The following is an 18,744-nucleotide window of genomic DNA, read 5'->3' as shown; positions in this document are numbered from 1 at the left end:
CCGACCTTACTAATTATTTAGCGCTGACTATCCCTTCGAGTTATGGCTATTCCCATCCTTGCCAGACAAAAATATAGTATCGTGTCCTGCCCCGCTTAATAATAAAACAGGTTTAATGCCGTACCTTGCATTATCCTCCTAACTTCTGCAGTCTATTTAACATTAGAGGTAATTCTTACATTCTCAGATCATTTATCATCCCCTTTTCACCTCACCAAGGTACGTATAATCAGTATAAACGAAGGTATTCGCAATTAAAATAATATTCAGTAAAATCCGAATAATTTACAGGGCCCTTCATTTGTGTCGTTAAATCCCAAATGTATGGTCCACGGAGGAATTTTTAATACTTTGTCAAAATTGTCGCCTGCCCCCAGTGCGTCAATACATTAACGCGCTGGGGCAGGCGTCTTTATCCGCCAGCGTAAACACAAGTACCCTCCGAGTCCCATAATTATCGCGATGATGTGATTAAATTTATATTTTGTAAGAGGAGTTGTATAGAGAGGAAATAAGAGATCCAAAAAAAGAGAAGGCTCTCTATCATAAATGTATGCTTCAAGAGCAAATACATTTTGAAAGAGGCCTTCTTATTACGGAAAGCGTTATTTAGATACTGTGCCTGCATCCTCAGGATGTACTCCATGACGATAGTAATCGGCATGATCAGGATCCAGCGGTTTACGTCCAAGGATAAGGTCCGCTGCCTTTTCTGCTAACATCAATACAGGTGCATGAATATTGCCGTTCGTAACATAAGGCATGGCAGAAGCATCGACTACTCGTACATTTTCGAGTCCGTGAACCTTCATGGTTTGCGGATCTACGACAGCCATAGGGTCTGAATCTGGTCCCATTTTGGCCGTACAAGACGGGTGAAGGGCAGTCTCAGCATCTTCTTTCACCCATTCCAAAATCTCCTCGTCTGATTGAACGGTAGGGCCAGGTGAAAGTTCCCCAGCATTGTACTTTTTCATAGCTGGTTGAGACATAATTTCACGAGTAATTCTGATTGCCTCCACCCACTCGCGTTTGTCTTGTTCAGTAGAAAGATAGTTATAGACCATGCTCGGATGTTCTTTCGGATCTTTTGAACGAATCTTTAATGAACCGCGGGCATCAGAGTACATAGGTCCGATGTGTACTTGGAACCCGTGATCCGTTGGCGCTTTTTGTCCATCGTACCGTACTGCTACCGGAAGGAAGTGGAACATCAAGTTCGGGTAATCGATTTCCTCGTTTGAACGCACGAAACCTCCGCCTTCGAAATGGTTCGTTGCGGCCGGTCCCGTACGTCCGAGCATCCACTGCAAACCAATCCAAGGCATGCGCGCTTTATTTAAGTTCGGCTGTTCGGAAACAGGAACCGGACAAGCGTGTTGGACATAGACTTCGAGGTGATCCTGGAGGTTTTCTCCTACACCTGGAAGATTAACGACCGGTTTAATGCCAAGGGAGCGAAGGTGTTCGGCATCTCCCACACCTGAAAGTTGAAGGAGCTGCGGCGTGTTGATCGCACCGCCTGAGAGTATCACTTCACCTGCTTGAACTTGATGAGTCTTCCCGTTTCGTTGATATGTCAATCCTTTGGCTCGAGTACCATCGAAATCGATACTCGCAACGAAAGCACGAGTCTTCACCGTTAGGTTCTCACGCTTCATTGCCGGATGCAGATAGGCACGTGAAGCAGATAATCGCTGGCCTTTGTACACATGCTTATCAAACGGTCCGAATCCCTCCTGGCGAAAACCGTTCACATCAGGGGTTCTTGAGTAACCAGCCTCTACACCTGAATCAAAGAAGGCTTGGAATAAAGGATTTTTAGCTGGACCGCGTTCCAATTTGATCGGCCCGTCGTGACCACGAAGCTCATCATCTCTTGATCCTAATGCATTTTCCAAGCGTTTGAAATACGGAAGGCAGTGGGCAAAATCCCACGTTTCCATACCTGGATCGGCTCCCCAGCGTTCATAGTCTTTCGGATTTCCACGTTGATAAATCATACCGTTGATGGAACTAGAACCTCCGAGCACCTTTCCTCGGGCATGCTTGACCCGTCGGCCATTCATATATGGCTCAGGGTCAGATTCGTATTTCCAGTCGTAAAGGCTTTTGCCTGCTGGAAACGGCAAAGCTGCCGGCATTTGGATCAGTAAGTCCCATGAATAATCACTCCGTCCGGCCTCCAAAACAAGGACACTTTTTTTTCCATCTTCACTTAGACGATCGCCGAGTACGGAACCCGCACTCCCGCCGCCAACGATTACAATGTCATAGGTTTCAGTCATCTATTGTTCCTCCTTGATGTTGAAAATGGAAAGAAGGGATCCAGACAATAGGAGAAGCATTGCTCTAAACCCCTTCTTTCATTTATTGATTCGAGTCAGTGTATTTATAAAAACGATTCCTTAAACCAATTCAGCAGCTCATGCTAAATCTTGATTCGAATGAATAATATTAGAACCAGTGTATAGGCTCTGGTTTAAGGTTTTGGAATATATGCTTTGTTTCTGTATATTCTTCCATACCTAGTCTGCCTAGCTCGCGGCCAATACCAGACTGCTTAAACCCACCCCAAGGGGCGTGTGGGAAGTAAAGGTTGAATTCATTAATCCAAACCGTCCCCATGCGCATTTTCGCTGCACAGCGTTCAGCTTTTGCAATATCGTTTGTCCAAACCCCGCCAGCAAGTCCGTAGATCGAGTCATTCGTAAGCTTTACGGCCTCTTCTTCGGCACGGAATTTCTCAACCGTAATAATCGGACCAAAAGCTTCTTCTTGAACGATGCTCATGTCTGTTGTGCAGTCTGTGAAGATCGTAGGCAGGTAGAAAAATCCTTTTTGTAACTCAGGATTTTCTGGGCGTCCGCCGCCAACGGCTAAGGTAGCCCCTTCATTAATCCCTGTTTCTACATATTTTTCTACTTTTGCAAGGTGTTCAGCTGAAATCAGTGGACCCATTTGGGTATCTTCGTCAAATCCGCTTCCCAGCTTAAATTCTTTCACGCGTTCTACAAGCGCACGAACAAACTCATCGTGAATGCTTTCTTCTACAATCAGTCTTGTGCCAGCGGAACAGATTTGCCCTGCGTGAAAGAAAACTCCGTTTAACGCTTGGTCGACAGCTATTTCAAAGTCAGCATCAGCAAAGATGACATTCGGGTTTTTCCCGCCCAGCTCAAGGGCGAGCTTCTTCACATTGGCACTTGCCGCTTGCATAATTTTTTTCCCAGTCGCAATGCCGCCCGTGAAAGAAAGCAGGTCTACGTCTTCGTTACTGGAAAGCTCTGCGCCTACTGTATCGCCTGAACCAAGAACTAAGTTGGCAACACCGGCAGGTACACCCGCTTCTTCTATCAGTTCAAATACTTTTATAGTAGTAAGTGGTGTAATTTCACTTGGCTTCATGATTAAAGTATTTCCGGCTGCAAGTGCTGGAGCCAATTTCCAGGATGCTTGCAGTAAAGGATAATTCCATGGCGTAATTTGCCCGCAGACACCTACTGGTTCGTGCACCACTTTACTAATAGAGTTTGATATCGGAGAGTCAATCAGCTCCCCGCCGTCTTTATCCGCAACTTCTGCATAATAACGAAATACTCCAGCGATATCTTCCATGTCTCCGCGGCTTTCTTCTACTGTCTTGCCGGTATCCAATGATTCTAAATAGGCAAGTTCTTCTTTGTCTCTCTCAATCAATTCAGCAATCTTCCTTACGACAACCCCTCGCTCCGTTGCTGGAGTCGAAGCCCATTCCCCGTTATCAAATGCTTCTCTTGCCGCAGCGATGGCTGCTTTTGCATTCGATTCATCACCTTCGGGAACAACAGCAATAACTTCCTGATTATAAGGATTAATAATCGCACGCGTATTCTCAGAGTCCATGCCAACCCATTTACCATTAATATAATGTTGCAGCTGCAGTTTCAAATCCATTATTATCAACTCCATTTTCGAAGTATATTAACTTTATTAAGAATTTATTTAACGTTTTTAACACTAGCACGCCTTTTTATGGATGTCAAAGTCATTTAAAGGATTAAGTTTAGAAATATTGAAAAGTAACTAAGAGGGTAGAATAGTAGACAGATGCTACCCCTTTAGGATTTACATTTGACATTAAATCTGAACGCGTTATCATTAAGTTCATAAAGAACATTTTATAAAAATTTAACGCTGTTCACTTTTTATTAAAGGAGCGACTCTATGAGTGAATCTACCGAAAGACCGAGCCTCAAAATAGAAGAAGCCAAAAATAAAGTCATAGCCGCCATTGCAGATACAATGGATTTATATGGGGTAACACCAGCTGCTGCAAACTTATATGCAACCATGTACTTTGAAGATCAGATGACGCTTGATGAAATGCGTATAGAACTTGGAATGAGCAAACCGAGTATGAGTACTAGCGTCCGCAGGCTCCAAGAAACAGAAATGGTAAAAAAAACATTTACACGCGGTTCCAGAAAACATACGTATGCAGCGGAGAAAAATTTCTTCCGTTCCTTTATGACGTTTTACTGTCAGATGTGGGAACGCGAAGCGAAAAAGAATTTGGAAGCCATTAAAGAAGCACAAGAAGATTTCATAGAGGTTATAAAAGATTCCAACAGTACTCCAGAAATTGTTGCAAAGGCAAAAGAATACTACGACCAATTAGAAGAGTCTAAAACATACTATCACTGGTTAGAAGACCTGGTTGCGAGTATAAGAAGCGGTGAGATCTTCGAATTCTTACCGAAAGATCAAAAAGAGTAAGCTTGATAAGAAGTGGTCAGGTAGTTTATCGAAAAGTATCTAATGCCTACCTGATTTCATCTCTGTCCCACTCTTACATATAAAAGAGCGGGCTTTATTTTGCATTTTTGTTAAATAAATTCTAAATACATTTAATTTAAGATGTATTGGAATAAATATATCAAATAAAAAAAGGGAGTTAATTAACATGAACAAGTGGAAAGAAAAATTTAGTCTAATTTTAGCGATCCTAATGATTGCTGTCCTGGCAGCCTGCGGAAGCACTAATGAGGAAGCAGCTGCAGGATCAGAAGAAAGCGATAAAGAAATAAGCATTGGTCAGGTCAACTGGGCTGAAAACATTGCGGTAACAAATATGTGGAAAGTTATTTTGGAAAATAAAGGATATGACGTCAAATTAAACAATTTGAACATGGGCAGTACGATGCAGGCGCTAGAAAGCGGCGATCTGGACGTTAGTTTAGAAATATGGTTACCCGTTCAAGATGCTAACTATTTGAAGGAATATCAAGATACCGTTAATTTCTCAGAGGCTACTTGGTATGACAATGCAAAAGTAGGACTCGTTGTTCCATCCTATGTAGAAGAAGTGGATAGTGTTGAAGACTTGAATGAACATAAAGAACTGTTCGATAGCGAAATCGTTGGATTTGATCCTGGCGCGGGTACGATGGAGGTGACGCAGCAATTAATTAAAGACTATGATCTTGAATTTGAACTCTTATCAAGCTCTGAACCTGCGATGTTAGCTGAAATTGGGAAGGCAATAGAAAACAAAGAACCTATCGTAGCCCCTCTTTGGAGTCCGCATTGGGTCTTCTCCAAATATGACTTAAAATTCTTGGAAGATCCGAAGAAAACATATGGTGGTGTAGAAAAAATTCACCATGCGACAAGACAAGGATTTGAAGAAGATCATCCAAAAGTGAGCGAATGGCTGAAAAATTGGAAAATGAATGATCAACAAATCGGCAAGCTTATTGAGTATGTAGAAAATAGCGAGAAGCCTCTTGCTGGTGCTGAGAAATGGGTAGAAGAGAATCAGGAATTGATTGATGAATGGGTAAAATAAGACATAGACGTAAGAAATAAAGAATCTTAAAATTGACGCCTGACCCCCGGTGCATTAATACCATTAACGCACCAGGGGTCAGGCGTCTTTACCCACTAAACCACCCCATTGTTATAATTCAATCTATGAACAATATTTCAAATCCCCACCATTTTAAATGAAAAATGAGCGCTAATCTTTATTATAGAAAAGCACCCCTTCTGGAAGACCGTAAAAATGAAGAAATGCGTAATTTGTGGATTTAAAATAAAGTCGTACCGTTTGTAAAAAAAATGAACTGTTTAAAATAAAGTTGCACCGTTTTACCCCTTTGGATATGATTTGTCCAAAGGGTATTATTATAGAAAGAATAACATAATGATATTCCGCATCGGGCCAGATAATTGAATAGGAGGGGGGAGTATTAGCAAAACGCGAAAATCGAAAGCTAAGCAAAAATAAAAATCGCGACCTTCCATATTACGTAAAGAAAGGTCGCTATACAGGCTAAATCTTTAATGGACGAAGTTCGTTTCATCAAGTAAAGCAATGAACAGACTTTAATTATAGGGGTTGATGTAGCCAAACGAAAACACTTGTCTCGGGCGATAGATGATCAGTGTCGTTCCTTTTTGGCTGGGAAACAGGTATTCCTCGGATCCCTTGTCTTTGGCTAACGATTACTACTGCCTTCATGGGTCGGGACTTGAATCCTATAGAATGCCTGGCACACCAAAAGAAAAGCCAACCCGGTGGATTGGCCTTTTTACTTAAGGTATTTGCTTAATTCATTTGTTCATGGAACCACTCATCGTTGGCAATTTAATAGTTTGATTTGGATATATTAGGTTTGGATTCTGAATCTGATCCTGGTTAGCTTGGTATATTGCCTCGACTTCTCGCACACTCTGTGCATTGGTTTGATCTCCGTGGTAATTCTCTTTTGAAATATTCCAGAGGTTGTCACCTGGTTGCACTGTGTATGACGATTCTTTCGGTTTACCTCGGTTTTCCACTAGCTCAGTAGTAACTTCTAAACCTCGACCAGTGTCAATACTGCTGTCGCCAAAAGTGTAGACCGTAGTATATTCTGAGGGAATGGTACCATCAGCAATAGCTTCAGCAAAATCACTAACTTTACCGTTATAGACCTTTTTGAAGATACCGTCATCTGTTGTAATGTCAGAATTTAAGAGGTACGTAGCCATGTGTTTTTGGCTTCTGCTGGATAGATGGTATTCGTCATAAGTGTAGAAATCATCAGGTTCCCAACCAGCGGCTTCAGGCTTATAATATTTGCTGTCGGTTGAGTAATTGTCATAACCACCATAGATGTCTTCCTTATCGTTGGTAGGGAAGATGTCGCTATTGTCTTCAGAGACTAAGCCATAACCATAGGCCGGAACCCAGTCGGAAATCATATAAAAGCCCATACTTTTATATCCGAATTTTTCAAAACCCTGTTCTTCTATATTGGCACGCAATCGCTGATTGTACCCGTAGATAACCTCCACATCATCAGGAGTGGTGTCCAAAGCAAGATAAGCTTCAATCTTCTGGACAACCTGTTGGTTTCTCATGTCATCAAAACTTGTTAAATCAGTACGCTGGTCCACAAAACGGTTCGGCAGCAAGATATATTTGGCGCCACCTTCTACAAGATTCTGGACCATTTTAAGAGCAAAGTCACTAGAAAGTTCTGCCGCACGTTCAGCCCCAAGATTTTCGACGGCATAAGCATCATTTCCGCCGACGCTGATAATATAGAGGGCTTTGGGATCTGCTTGCCCATTCATATCCGCGAGAAATCTTTCGGTTTGTTGTACGCCGCCCCAGCCTTTCAACCAAGGGGACCAGTTGGAACGTTCATCCGCTGAGCCCTTAGTACCTGTCATGACACCAGTAAAAGCTCCGCCAACAGCATAATTTGTCAAATTACCATAATCACCAGCCAATTCATTCGCAATGTACTCAGAGAAGACCCGGCCGTTAGAATAGCGACCTTTCCAGTAGTGCTCAGTATCGGCTTTTATATACATTCCGTCAGCGGGATCGAAACCTGGTGCTGATTGTGATGCCATTACTTGGGGGGCACGACCATAACGAAAAGAAGTGCAAATATTAAAGTTAATAAAGATTTTTTCTTCATTACTTTCCTCCTAATTTAGTTTTTAAGGTTACTTTAAAAGAACGTGTATGTTTTGCGTCCATCTTTATTTGACGTTATATAAACCTCTTCTTATACCTTTTTCAAACACACTCCTTCCGACACGCTGAACATCCACATGTTAAGGTAACATACATGATACAAAATCCATAAACGAGCATTTTCAAGAATTTTTGATGAATTTCTAGAGATTTTGAGATAAAATGGAATAAATATTATACAATAAAAATTTTACATACTTTATAAAAAAGTTTGTTTTTATTAATATTGATATTAATACTAATATGTAACCTGTCCAATAACAGATATACATATTAGACCGATGAAACCTATTGTATGGTGTGTTACGGCTGTTGACCCTTATGAGTTTTTATTTTATTATTCCGGAAAACCAGCTAATAGTTGTCAACATTTTTCATTAAAAATCTTAAGTTTTCCATGCTATACTAAAAATGAACATGCCAAATAACCTTCCGTTATGCCCTGATTAGAAGATTTTGTATTCAAATTGATTAATATAGTTTTTAAGCTATATCTAGGAAAGTTGTCTTACTTTTAAGCATTGCAAAAATCCAATGTAAAAGCTTATTAACACAAGCGATGATCGCTACTCTAAAAGGTTTACCTTCATCGCGTTTCTTATCGTAAAATTCTCTTAATCTTTTATTACGTGGAATGATTTCCACGCTTGTTTTCTTTTTACGAGCGTCTCGTATTCCGCATTGAACAGCCATAAATAGAGCTTGCCTTAATCTGCTAGATCCTCTTTTGGTAATACGGTTTACGGAAGCTGTAAACTTACCAGAGGAGTACACACTAGGATCGACTCCAGTGAATGCAACGAGCTTTTTGGGATGATTAAACCTTTCTATCTCACCAATTTCAGAAATTATCGTTGCCGCAATTTTTTCTCCGATACCTGGGATAGATTGGATTAATTCATATTCTTCAACTTCTTTGGCAAGGGCATCTATTTCAGCAGCTAACTTTGATAGATGCTCTTGGTATTGAAGAACAATATTTATCATTATTTCTAGGTTAATAATATGACTTTGATACAAGTTATTTTGAAATGGGTTACGAATTGCTGCATCTCGTAGCTTTTTTGCCTTTTCCTTAGCCCATTTATCTGAACGACTCTTACATAGTGAAGCTATTTTATCTGCTAAGACAGATCCAGTGACACTTAAAACTGATTTCGATGTTGGAAATATTAAAAGCACCTGTAAAGAAACTTTTGAATACAGGTTTCCAAATACTCCTCTATATTCAGGAAATACTTGGTCCAATATCGATTGAAGTTGTAGTTTGGTTTGTGCTGCTACACTTGAAATAGTTTCGTGCTGTCTTGTTAGATTACGAAGGTTTAAGAGGCGGATCCCTCTTTTCTTACTAGGTTCCAGTTCCTCTTTATAATAAAGCTCACACAGGTTGTAGGCATCTATGGCATCTGTTTTCACCTTTCGCAAACTTGAACTTTTCGCTCGATGTGCAATCAATGGATTAACAATAATATACATATATTGTTGTTCCTCTAAAAATTGAATAATAGGAGTATGGTAGTGTCCAGTCGATTCCAAAATAACCGAAGGTTTCCCCCCAGCTAGAGACTCAATCTCCTTTAAGAAGTCAAGAAATTTATTAAGCCCTTTAACATTATGCAAGATACTAAAACTTTTACGATAAGGCTCTCCCTTATCTAAAAACGCTTGAATCTGACTTTCCCCTTTGGCAACATCCAGACCAATGACTGGATTCATACGATTCTCCTCCTTTAATTGCACGTAATGTCGGTATCCCCTAAGGCTTCTTGTAACGTCGTAGGTTCGCTTGTTAAACGGGATCATTGTCTCAACCAGCCTGAAACACGTTTATACAAGTAGGAGGTGAACAGTTTTGCGGACGGGATCTTAGCCCCACGGGCGCTACGTTCTACCCCGACTACCGTTAATAATAAGACCATATTAAAAAAGGTCAACCAGTAAAAAATCTGGCTAACCTTATATTACGAACGGGCGCATTTCCGGAATAAGGATCTGCGTCCTTTTTGCATTTAAGGGTCATCTAATTAAACAGTGGTCTCTAATATACAAGGTAAAATTGGGGAACAATAAGCTTCAATACCAGCCTAAAAGGGGATTATTGATGAAAAAAATAATGTTATTTACTTTACTGGTACTCGTCATTTTCGTCATTTTAAACCTCCCTCCAGTTTTCACTCACGCTGAAGAAAAACGGAATGAAGATCTAATGAAAATTATTAAAGAGTTTGTACCTTCAAACTCATTCCTGATAAGCCCTAAAGAACCTGTATCAACGAAGCCATTTCAACTATATGACCTTAACGAAGATGGACAGGAAGAAATAATTATTACTTTTGAAATAAAAGCAAAAGCACAACCCTCTCCCTCACAGTTTGGAGCAATAGTATTAAAGAAAGGAGATGAAGGATGGAAAAAAATATGGGAAACAAAAGCACAGGGAGTAGGATTACATTATTCAGGTGTTGCCGATATCACTGGTGATGGTAGGAAAGAATATCTATTCGGTGTGACAATCGGTGCTTCAGCAGGAAATAAACTTGAGATATTTAGGTGGAGTAATAATTCTTTAAAAGAAATCGCAGATGTTTTATATCATAGGATTGAGCTATTAAACGATAAAAATGTTGGAATTGCTGTTTGGCAGAGGTACGTCGCCGACACCTATTTTGTGGACGTTCTAAAATGGAATGGACAAAAATTGGTTTTTGATGAAGAACTTTATTCTAAATACTATCCTGTTATAGAAAAATTTTATTACGATAAAATATCAGAAAGAGATACGTGGTTTTACTGGTATACACTTGCAGATGCTCAAATTAAAGCAAATTTATATGAAAAAGCCACTAAATCTATACAAAAAGGAATCGCATTAGCTAAGCAATTATCAATGCCTGATGTAGTCCAAGACTTTAATCAATTAAGTTACAAGCTTGAAGAAATGAAAAAGTCTTCTTAAGTAATACCAGCTAATGTAAGCTATATGCTTGTTCATGAATATCAGCTAATAGAAGATTAGTGATATTTTAGGATAGATTATTTTGAAATCAAGTCTTCTGCTAAAGGGCGCATTCCGGGATAAAGGATTTGCGCCTTTTTTGCATGAATAGGGCTAACTTTCCATTTTGTATTTTGGTGAAACGAATCTCTTTTTTCCTTCGTATCATTAGGGAGGGTGTACCACCTTAATAGCAAGGGGTTAATTATGGTCTCAACCACTATAGGAGATAAAGAGGTGATTTTATCAGGTTGAAAGTTCATATAAACATCATTATGTATCTCGTCTTAACCGCAGCTGTGTTTTATACCTGTTACATAATATTGCAGAAAAGCTTGGTTATTTCTTTAGTTGATGCTGCTTTTGTCCCATTTATAGGTGTTATTGCTTGGGGGTACAAAGTTGGTTAGAAAAGGAGAATGCAGGATTTGTGAAAAGAACTGCGATAGAATTAATCGCAGCCAATTTTGTACTATTTACACTGCAAATAGTTATATTCCTCAAATGCTTTTACTAGCTTTCTTTTAAGTGGTGTTACTTTCACAGTGGTTTATGGCGGCTTAAGTTATAAGAGGTACAAACGTAAATTTAGATGATATATTTTTTCTTTTCTGTTAAAGGAACTCGGCTTCCTAACAAGGCGAGTAAAGGAGGAGTGTTAAGATGGGCAAGAAAAAGAACTTTAAAGTATTATCTTTGGTTTGTTTATTTATTTGTGTACTCGCTTGGGTTCCGAACATAGTTTTTCAAGTCCCAAGTCAACTATGGATGTTAACTTTTGTTGTTTCTCCAATTGGGGTAGTTTTTACGGCGCTTATGAAAAAACGTTGGCTAATTGTAGCTAATACGCTTATGTTCTTAAGTTTTTTTTTATTTATGTTCGCGGGGTACTTTGTTAGTTACTTAACTGATGGAAAACTATAATAAATCAATTTATAAGTATTGTTCAACAAAAGGGCGCTATTCTCTAGTAAAGGATTGCGTCATACTTAAATTTATAGAACAGGGGGTATTTTTGTTGAAAATATCAAAATTTGCTTTATCAGTAATAATAATTCTTTTATCAGCTTATATGTTAATTACTAAAAACTTCGATATGCTTCCATTAAGTAACTTTTTATTAGGTTTATTTATGTTAGTAATGGGAGTAGAAGAATTTCGAAAAGGACGAAAAGGATATGGATATTTGGGTGTGGCCGTTAGTTTATTTGCTTTCTTTGTTTCACTACAGTCAATTTTCTTGAGCTAACGGGTATATCAGTGAAACAAGGGTTAAATAATCTTCCGTAACGGGCGCAAATCTGGAATAAGACTTGAGCTTTTTCTGTGTGATAGGGCCAGAGTGTTGAAGACTTATATTCATTATTGAGGGGGGATATTGTTGAAAATACTTAGATTAATTTTATCACTTATTGTAATAGCCTTATCAATTTATGCTTTGATAACAGGAACAACTGAAGTAATGTTGCCTTATCTTTTGTTGTTAGCAGGACTAACACTTATTGTTACAGGGATTATTGAATTTCAAAAACGGTAAGCGGAAAATAATGCCCACCTTCTAATCCTCCTCATGGCTGTGAGATACTACAGTCAGAATTTCTTAGGAGGATTGCTGATGAGCCAAACGGATAAACAAGCTCTTTGGGAAGATCGGCTGATTCATTTCCATGAATCCGGTCAGACGGCCAAAGAATGGTGTAACAACCATCATATAAATATTCATACCTTTCGCTATTGGAAAAGGAAGATTCAAGTATCAGCTGAGCCGGCGCCTTCCTGGGTGGCTGTAGAAGTTGAAGAAGAGTCTTCGCAACCATCTGTACATATTTCCATCGGAAAAGCGACGATTGAAACATCCGAAGATGTCTGTCCGGAACACTTGGCCAAAGTGTTGAAAGTAGTCCAGGCTGTATGTTGAACGTGGCGCACGTGGAGAAGGTTTACCTCGCCCAGGGCAGTACAGACTTGCGAAAGTCGATTGACGGTTTGTCGATCCTAGTCCAGGAAGCGTTCGAGTTGGATCCCTTTTCTCCCTGTCTGTTTGTCTTCTGTAACCGAAAACGGGATAAAGTGAAAATTCTCCAGTGGGATCACAACGGATTCTGGCTTCATTATCGTCGCCTGGAAAAAGGAACGTTTCATTGGCCTTCAGACGATGACGCTTCCGTCATGCCTGTCAGTCGCCGTCAATTCCGGTGGCTGATGGACGGGCTGCCTCTTCACCAGCGAGGAGCCCATCGGGCTGTTCACGCAAGAACATTGATTTAAAAGAAGGAATTCGTCTATTTATGTCGAATCCTTTTTTTATGGACACAAAGACGAAGATCCCAAAGACAATGGAATCACTGGAAAAACGTTGTCTATCACTCGAAGATGAAAACGCCAAACTGGCAGCCAAGGTAGAATGGTATGAAGAACAATTCAAATTGAGCCAGCAGAAGCGTTTCGGTGCTTCGAGTGAAAAGATGAACCCTGATCAGATTTCCCTTTTCGATGAGGCAGAAGTCACTTCCAATTCGAAGGAAGAGGAGCCGACCATCGAAACGATTGAATATAAACGGAAAAAACGAAAAGGGCAGCGTGATGAGATGATGAAAAGCCTTCCTACAGAAACGGTGGAATACCACCTCGAGGATCAGGCTTGTTCGTCATGTGGTCATGACATTCATCAAATGAGTACGGAAGAGCGTCGTGAATTAATTGTGATTCCCGCGCAGGTGAAAGTGAAAAAACACGTGCGCCATGTATACAGTTGCCGGCAATGTGAACAACACGGGGTAGAAACCCCTATTCACACAGCTCCTATGCCAAACCCTGTTCTTCCGAAAAGTCTCGCATCCCCTTCAAGTTTGGCATTTTTCATGAGTCAGAAATATGTCGAGGCGTTGCCTCTCTATCGTCAGGAAAAGCAGTTGGAACGTATGGGAATCCCTTTATCCAGAGCCACCATCGCCAACTGGATGATCCACGCAGCGCACCACTGGTTGAAGCCTTTGTTTGACCAGCTTCATCAAGCCATGGTGAAGCATTCATCGGTGCATGCGGATGAGACACCTCTTCAGGTGTTGCGGGAAGATGGAAAGGCAGCTGAGTCTAAGTCCTATATGTGGCTGTACTGTACCGGTCGCAACGGACCGCCCATCGTTCTGTATGATTATCAGCGTACGCGAGCTGGTAAGCACGCGAAGCGATTCCTTACATCGTTTTCCGGCTTCCTCCAAACCGACGGGTATGGAGGCTATCATAAAGTGGACGGCGTAAAGCTGATGGGCTGTTGGGCTCACACCCGCCGAAAATTCGACGAAGCTCTGAAAGCAGCCCCATCTTCTTCGACATTGGTAAATAGTGTCGCCAGGGAGGCGCTTCAGAAGATTCAGCGATTGTATGATATCGAGAAGAAAAGCAAAACGTGGACAGACGAAGAACGCCTGGAGTATCGGAAAGAGAACAGTAAACCGATATTGGAGGACTTTTTGGAGTGGCTGAAGAATCATAAAGCCAAAGTTCTGCCGAAGAGCAAGTTAGGGGAAGCCATCACATACTGTTTGAATCAATGGGATCAACTGGTCGTCTACCTGCAAGGTGGACAGGTAGATATCGATAACAATCGAGCTGAACGATTCATCAAACCATTCGTGATCGGCCGCAAGAACTGGCTGTTTTCAAATAGCCTGAAAGGGGCTGAATCAAGCGCCATCATTTATAGTGTTGTAGAAACGGCGAAAGCCAACGGCTTGAACCCTCTCTACTATCTTACGTATTTATTCGAACAACTTCCTCAGATGGATCTTGACGATTCAGAGGCTTGGGAAAAGGTTCTTCCCTGGTCCTCATCGTTACCCGAAATCTGTCAAGTTCCAAAGAAGTAATTCCATAATAGAACAAGCCCTCATCTATTCATAGGTGGGGGTTATTTTGCGCTTACGTTACAGGGATTATTGAATTTCAAAAACGAAAAGCAGATGCTCTTAATCTTCTTCTTGCATCTGGATTTGTTTTGTTTGTTGCAATTTATACTATGTAAAGCAATCGGGTGCAGTTCAAATAACGCGTCCTTTTTACATTTAAGGGCCATGGGGAATAAATCAGTTTTAATAGGAAAGTTTGGAAAGAAATATACTTAAGCCAAAGGAGCAGAATATGAAAAATAATGTTTTTGAACAGATGGCAAAAAAATATGATACAGAAGAACGAATTGAATTAGCCAAAGTTATAGTTAAGGAAGTAAGACCAGAATTACGAAATAGTAAATCAAAATCTTTAATAGACTATGGGAGTGGTACTGGTCTAATTGGTTTAGAATTATCGGGCTTGGTGGATTCTGTTTTGTTAGTGGATTCATCAAAACAAATGTTGGATGTTGCAAAAGAAAAAATTTCTCGCAAAGGAATTACAAACTCCAAGGTGACTTATGCAGACTTTACCGAAGAAACACCTGAACTTAAGGCAGACATAGTTTTAATGTCACTAGTTCTTCTTCATATTCCGGATACTAAAAAAATTCTACAAGAATTATTTAATGTTTTAAATAAGGGTGGCAAATTAATTATTATTGATTTTGACAAAAACGATAAAGTAAATCATCCAAAGGTTCATAATGGTTTTTCGGATGAAAGCCTTAAAAAAATATTATCCGAAGTTGGATTCAAATCCATCAAGATTAAGACATTCTATCACGGAAATCGTATTTTTATGAACCAAGATGCCTCAATGTTTATTACCAGTAGTATAAAGTGATTTCTTAAACAATCGGGCGCTTTTCTGGAATAAAGATCAGCGCTTATTTTTTCATAATACGAAGGGCATATAATTGAATAAGCGACTGTGAAAATTTCAGGGGAAACACTATTAATTAAGCTATAGTCGCATATGAAAAAAAACTGGTTCACTAGATCTGGAACCAGTTTTTTGTGGAATGCGTATGTTCTTAGGAAGGTTTAGTGTTTAGTGTTTAGTGTTTTGAATTCTCATCAGTTAAGAGGGACTTTTATTGCTAAGTCTTCAAATACATTCGGAGCTTCTAACTGAGTGGTTATAACTTTAAATTTGTTATCAACCGAAGGGAATTCTATAGTGTATTCATTCTTTTCAGGGTTTAATTTTGGCTTAGAATATCTTAAATAGTCTTTTCCTGATTGGTCTTGAAGCCAAATCTCATTAACCTGTTGAATAGGATCAATACCTTTTGCTTGAACGTGAATGACTGTTTTATTTGAAAGACGTTCAATATCAGCGATGTACACTTTACCCATTTCTCCTTGGTCTAGTACAATAGGTAAATCTCCGTTTGCCATTTTTGAAACTCTTTGGTCGACTGGAATCTTTCCTACGGTGTTAACCTCCTTCCCTGATGATTTATCGTCCATCTTCTCGAAATTAACTTTTTTAATAACGGGTTTGATTGTAAGATACTCTGTTTTTCCTAGGTTTTTTTCAAAACTCATTTTAACCTGGTGTACAATTTTATTATTTTTGGACCTACTACTTGACTCTGAATCGGTTGGGGCTAACATATTCCCCGAATCATCCCATGCTTGAAAACTAATTATTTCGGTTTTGGGATATTTCAGCATAGGTCTTGTTAAGTCAGCTTTTATTTCTGCTATCTCTGTTTTATTGGATACTCCCTTTACACTAACTTTGGACTCTTCATGTGCTTTTGTTAACTGGTTTGAAGATGTTTCATCTTTAAATACATTTATCCCATTAGCAGATGATGTATGGATGAACAAGAAGGCTAAAAACAAGGATGTAATAACAATTAAGGTGGTTGTTCTTCGTTGAATAATAATCACTCCCCTTATATGTCTGTTACTTCTTATTTCTTACTATATACAACCCCTCCCTGTCCTATTAATAATCTTCGAAGAGGTGATTTGCTTTTTAATACAGATGTAGACCTTAAGCAAACGGGCACAAATCTGGAATAAGAATTGCGCTTTCTCTGTGTGAAGGGCCAGATTGCTTAGCAACGTTTCGTAAGGTAAATGGATTTTTATGTTAAAATAAATGGAGATTTAAAGGGGGTTATGCCAGTTATGTTTTTAACACACCCAACAATAGACTTTGATTTTTATCAGCAAGTTCTACTTATTGGTTAGTAGATAATCACGAATTGATTGGTGTCGTAAATATTCGTCATCGCTTAACTGAACCACTGGTTAATGCTGGCGGGCATATTGGGTATGGTATTAGACCTTTAACAAGAAAAAAGGGGTATGCTACCCTAATTCTCTCATTAGCCTTAGAAAAAGCAAAGGAATTGAATTTAGAAAAAGTCCTCTTAGTTTGTAATTCAACTAATACAGCATCAAATAAAATTATAGTAAATAACGGTGGGATAAGCGATCGTGATCATATTGACGAGCAGAAAAATACCTTAAAAAGGTTTTGGATTAAACTTAAATGAAACTGAATTCCTTGTTAACAAACGAGTGGTTTAGTTACATATCACCTTCTTCCAAAGGACTTAAAGAAAAAGGACCACGCCTAAGATTTACATTAAAGTAAGCCTTAAACCAAAGTAACATAATCAACATTGCATAATTGGAGGCTAAGGTTGAAGAAGGATCCTTTGTAAACAGGTTAGTTTTCAATAAAGTTATAGGATTATGTAATATGAAAAATATCTATTTTCATACGTTCAACTGAGGTGGTGAAACAGTTGAGTTGGCTTTACTTATTATTAAGCATTATTGGAGGTGCTGTTTTAGCACTTCAAGCTGGTGTGAATGGGGAATTAGGGAAAAGGATGGGGACCATTGAAGCTGCGTTTGTAGCATACTCAGCAGGAACCCTAGTATTATTATTGGGCACATTGATTTTTGGAAAAGGAAGTGTAGGCTTACTTTTTTCATTCCAGAGTTGGAAATGGTTTATTGGCATACTTGGCGCCCTGTATATTTTCATTATGGTAGTTGCAATACCTAAAATAGGAGCCGCTAATGCCATTATAGCTGCGATATTAGGTCAACTTGTTATTGGGATGGTTATTGATCATTTTGGACTGTTTGGCGTAAAGACTCTTCCGATAAATCTCTATCGTATTGCTGGTATTGTATTAATGTTCATATCTCTTTTACTGTTTTTTAAAAGATAGATATTGAGGGAGAGCGGTAACCTCGAATCAAAATAATAAATCCTAGGGACAATAGCTTATTCCGGAATACCGGCCAATATAAGTTTGGTAAAAAATTGTAATTTCACATATCGTTTACGTTAGCCTGATCAATACAGAAAAAAGGAATGGAAAAAACTATGGAATTTTCTTTTTTTAATTTCCTCTTGTCAGCTATTTGGTCTATTTTATTTGCTTTGTTTTTGTTTGTAGACGCTTTTAGTTTATTTAGTTTAATATTATATCGAGTACAGGTGTTGATCCGGCAACAAATTTTTGGGTGAATCATGTAACGGTCTTTTTGTACATATCTTTAATAGTATTTTCTATAAATTTAATTGGACTTGTTAAGTCTTCCGATAAATCAGCAATATATATTTTTCCTCTTGTACTTTCTTCATTAACCGTTTTATTAGATTTATTTGTGGTGCTTATAGCTTCTTATAATATTAGCCCTCCACAATAAAGCTTCTTATTAACTTGGTCGATTCTACGCTTATTAAAGAATACTAGCTAATAGAAGTTTGGTAATTGTTTTGAGTAAGATTATCTTGGAACTGAGTCTTCATGATAAGGGCGCTTTCGCGGAATAAGAATAGAACCTAAAAACCA

17 protein-coding genes and 1 pseudogene are annotated in these 18,744 nt (G+C 39.1%); 13 read left to right on the top strand and 5 right to left on the bottom strand.

Annotated elements, in window-relative coordinates; translation table 11 throughout:
- Window positions 1-605: 605 nt before the first annotated feature.
- Together betA and betB are read right to left on the bottom strand one after the other, a co-directional pair.
- Window positions 606-2,288: a choline dehydrogenase gene (betA, locus tag MUO14_RS17425; RefSeq protein ID WP_244751858.1), complete on the bottom strand. Its 1,683-nt coding sequence runs from the start codon at window positions 2,286-2,288 to the stop codon at window positions 606-608.
- Between the two features lie 169 nt (window positions 2,289-2,457).
- The gene (gene betB / locus MUO14_RS17420; protein WP_244751857.1) at window positions 2,458-3,936 is read right to left on the bottom strand and encodes a betaine-aldehyde dehydrogenase; all 1,479 of its coding nucleotides are present in this window, start codon (window positions 3,934-3,936) and stop codon (window positions 2,458-2,460) included.
- Window positions 3,937-4,206: 270 nt separating this feature from the next.
- Here betB and cudC point away from each other — a divergent pair, with 270 nt between their 5' ends.
- Both cudC and MUO14_RS17410 read left to right on the top strand, forming a co-directional pair.
- Entirely contained in the window at window positions 4,207-4,758 is a 552-nt protein-coding gene (gene cudC, locus MUO14_RS17415) for a choline uptake/conversion transcriptional regulator CudC (RefSeq protein ID WP_244751856.1), read from the top strand.
- A gap of 187 nt (window positions 4,759-4,945) precedes the next feature.
- Entirely contained in the window at window positions 4,946-5,830 is an 885-nt protein-coding gene (locus MUO14_RS17410; RefSeq protein ID WP_244751855.1) for a glycine betaine ABC transporter substrate-binding protein, read from the top strand.
- Between the two features lie 767 nt (window positions 5,831-6,597).
- Here MUO14_RS17410 and MUO14_RS17405 read toward each other — a convergent pair.
- Window positions 6,598-7,890 (bottom strand): LysM peptidoglycan-binding domain-containing protein, encoded by a 1,293-nt coding sequence (locus MUO14_RS17405; RefSeq protein WP_244751854.1) that lies wholly within the window; start codon window positions 7,888-7,890, stop codon window positions 6,598-6,600.
- A 610-nt stretch (window positions 7,891-8,500) separates the two neighbouring features.
- Window positions 8,501-9,736 (bottom strand): IS110 family RNA-guided transposase, encoded by a 1,236-nt coding sequence (locus MUO14_RS17400; RefSeq protein ID WP_244751853.1) that lies wholly within the window; start codon window positions 9,734-9,736, stop codon window positions 8,501-8,503.
- Between the two features lie 385 nt (window positions 9,737-10,121).
- Between MUO14_RS17400 and MUO14_RS17395 the strand changes: the two genes are divergently transcribed.
- The 9 genes from MUO14_RS17395 to MUO14_RS17355 all read left to right on the top strand — a co-directional run bounded on the left by MUO14_RS17395 (window position 10,122) and on the right by MUO14_RS17355 (window position 15,752).
- The gene (locus MUO14_RS17395; RefSeq protein WP_244751852.1) at window positions 10,122-10,976 is read left to right on the top strand and encodes a hypothetical protein; all 855 of its coding nucleotides are present in this window, start codon (window positions 10,122-10,124) and stop codon (window positions 10,974-10,976) included.
- A gap of 702 nt (window positions 10,977-11,678) precedes the next feature.
- Window positions 11,679-11,939: a hypothetical protein gene (locus MUO14_RS17390; RefSeq protein WP_244751851.1), complete on the top strand. Its 261-nt coding sequence runs from the start codon at window positions 11,679-11,681 to the stop codon at window positions 11,937-11,939.
- A gap of 94 nt (window positions 11,940-12,033) precedes the next feature.
- The gene (locus MUO14_RS17385) at window positions 12,034-12,264 is read left to right on the top strand and encodes a DUF3953 domain-containing protein (RefSeq protein ID WP_244751850.1); all 231 of its coding nucleotides are present in this window, start codon (window positions 12,034-12,036) and stop codon (window positions 12,262-12,264) included.
- Between the two features lie 132 nt (window positions 12,265-12,396).
- Window positions 12,397-12,552: a hypothetical protein gene (locus MUO14_RS17380; protein WP_244751849.1), complete on the top strand. Its 156-nt coding sequence runs from the start codon at window positions 12,397-12,399 to the stop codon at window positions 12,550-12,552.
- Between the two features lie 78 nt (window positions 12,553-12,630).
- A complete protein-coding gene (tnpA, locus tag MUO14_RS17375) occupies window positions 12,631-12,933 on the top strand; it encodes an IS66 family insertion sequence element accessory protein TnpA (protein ID WP_244751848.1) in 303 nt (100 codons plus the stop codon).
- A gap of 11 nt (window positions 12,934-12,944) precedes the next feature.
- A complete protein-coding gene (gene tnpB, locus MUO14_RS17370) occupies window positions 12,945-13,283 on the top strand; it encodes an IS66 family insertion sequence element accessory protein TnpB (RefSeq protein ID WP_244751847.1) in 339 nt (112 codons plus the stop codon).
- A 38-nt stretch (window positions 13,284-13,321) separates the two neighbouring features.
- Window positions 13,322-14,884 (top strand): IS66 family transposase, encoded by a 1,563-nt coding sequence (gene tnpC / locus MUO14_RS17365; RefSeq protein WP_244755462.1) that lies wholly within the window; start codon window positions 13,322-13,324, stop codon window positions 14,882-14,884.
- Between the two features lie 26 nt (window positions 14,885-14,910).
- The gene (locus tag MUO14_RS17360; RefSeq protein WP_318036044.1) at window positions 14,911-15,039 is read left to right on the top strand and encodes a DUF3953 domain-containing protein; all 129 of its coding nucleotides are present in this window, start codon (window positions 14,911-14,913) and stop codon (window positions 15,037-15,039) included.
- A 116-nt stretch (window positions 15,040-15,155) separates the two neighbouring features.
- Complete coding sequence (locus tag MUO14_RS17355; protein WP_244751846.1) at window positions 15,156-15,752, top strand: class I SAM-dependent methyltransferase; 597 nt, start codon at window positions 15,156-15,158, stop codon at window positions 15,750-15,752.
- Window positions 15,753-15,985: 233 nt separating this feature from the next.
- On the opposite strand, the gene MUO14_RS17350 is transcribed toward MUO14_RS17355, so the two are convergent.
- On the bottom strand, window positions 15,986-16,810 hold the full coding sequence (locus MUO14_RS17350; protein WP_244751845.1) for a hypothetical protein: 825 nt from the start codon (window positions 16,808-16,810) through the stop codon (window positions 15,986-15,988).
- 290 nt (window positions 16,811-17,100) lie between these two features.
- Between MUO14_RS17350 and MUO14_RS17345 the strand changes: the two are divergent.
- Window positions 17,101-17,424: pseudogene (locus MUO14_RS17345) on the top strand (GNAT family N-acetyltransferase); the annotation flags it as partial.
- 255 nt (window positions 17,425-17,679) lie between these two features.
- Window positions 17,680-18,114 carry a DMT family transporter gene (locus MUO14_RS17340; protein WP_244751844.1) on the top strand — a complete coding sequence of 145 codons (435 nt, stop codon included), beginning with the start codon at window positions 17,680-17,682 and terminating at the stop codon, window positions 18,112-18,114.
- Window positions 18,115-18,744 lie beyond the last annotated feature (630 nt).

It is taken from the genome of Halobacillus shinanisalinarum, from assembly GCF_022919835.1.
Lineage (GTDB): Bacteria > Bacillota > Bacilli > Bacillales > Halobacillaceae > Halobacillus_A > Halobacillus_A shinanisalinarum.
The sequence above is the reverse complement of the archived record's forward strand: the minus strand, read 5'-3'. Positions and strand labels throughout refer to the sequence as shown.

Bases quoted from the DNA above. Each gene is read 5' to 3' on its own strand.
- betA (WP_244751858.1), bottom strand. From the start codon at position 2,288: ATGACTGAAACCTATGACATTGTAATCGTTGGCGGCGGGAGTGCGGGT.
- betB (WP_244751857.1), bottom strand. From the start codon at position 3,936: ATGGATTTGAAACTGCAGCTGCAACATTATATTAATGGTAAATGGGTT.
- cudC (WP_244751856.1), top strand. From the start codon at position 4,207: ATGAGTGAATCTACCGAAAGACCGAGCCTCAAAATAGAAGAAGCCAAA.
- MUO14_RS17410 (WP_244751855.1), top strand. From the start codon at position 4,946: ATGAACAAGTGGAAAGAAAAATTTAGTCTAATTTTAGCGATCCTAATG.
- MUO14_RS17405 (WP_244751854.1), bottom strand. From the start codon at position 7,890: ATGGCATCACAATCAGCACCAGGTTTCGATCCCGCTGACGGAATGTAT.
- MUO14_RS17400 (WP_244751853.1), bottom strand. From the start codon at position 9,736: ATGAATCCAGTCATTGGTCTGGATGTTGCCAAAGGGGAAAGTCAGATT.
- MUO14_RS17395 (WP_244751852.1), top strand. From the start codon at position 10,122: ATGAAAAAAATAATGTTATTTACTTTACTGGTACTCGTCATTTTCGTC.
- MUO14_RS17390 (WP_244751851.1), top strand. From the start codon at position 11,679: ATGGGCAAGAAAAAGAACTTTAAAGTATTATCTTTGGTTTGTTTATTT.
- tnpA (WP_244751848.1), top strand. From the start codon at position 12,631: ATGAGCCAAACGGATAAACAAGCTCTTTGGGAAGATCGGCTGATTCAT.
- tnpC (WP_244755462.1), top strand. From the start codon at position 13,322: ATGGACACAAAGACGAAGATCCCAAAGACAATGGAATCACTGGAAAAA.
- MUO14_RS17355 (WP_244751846.1), top strand. From the start codon at position 15,156: ATGAAAAATAATGTTTTTGAACAGATGGCAAAAAAATATGATACAGAA.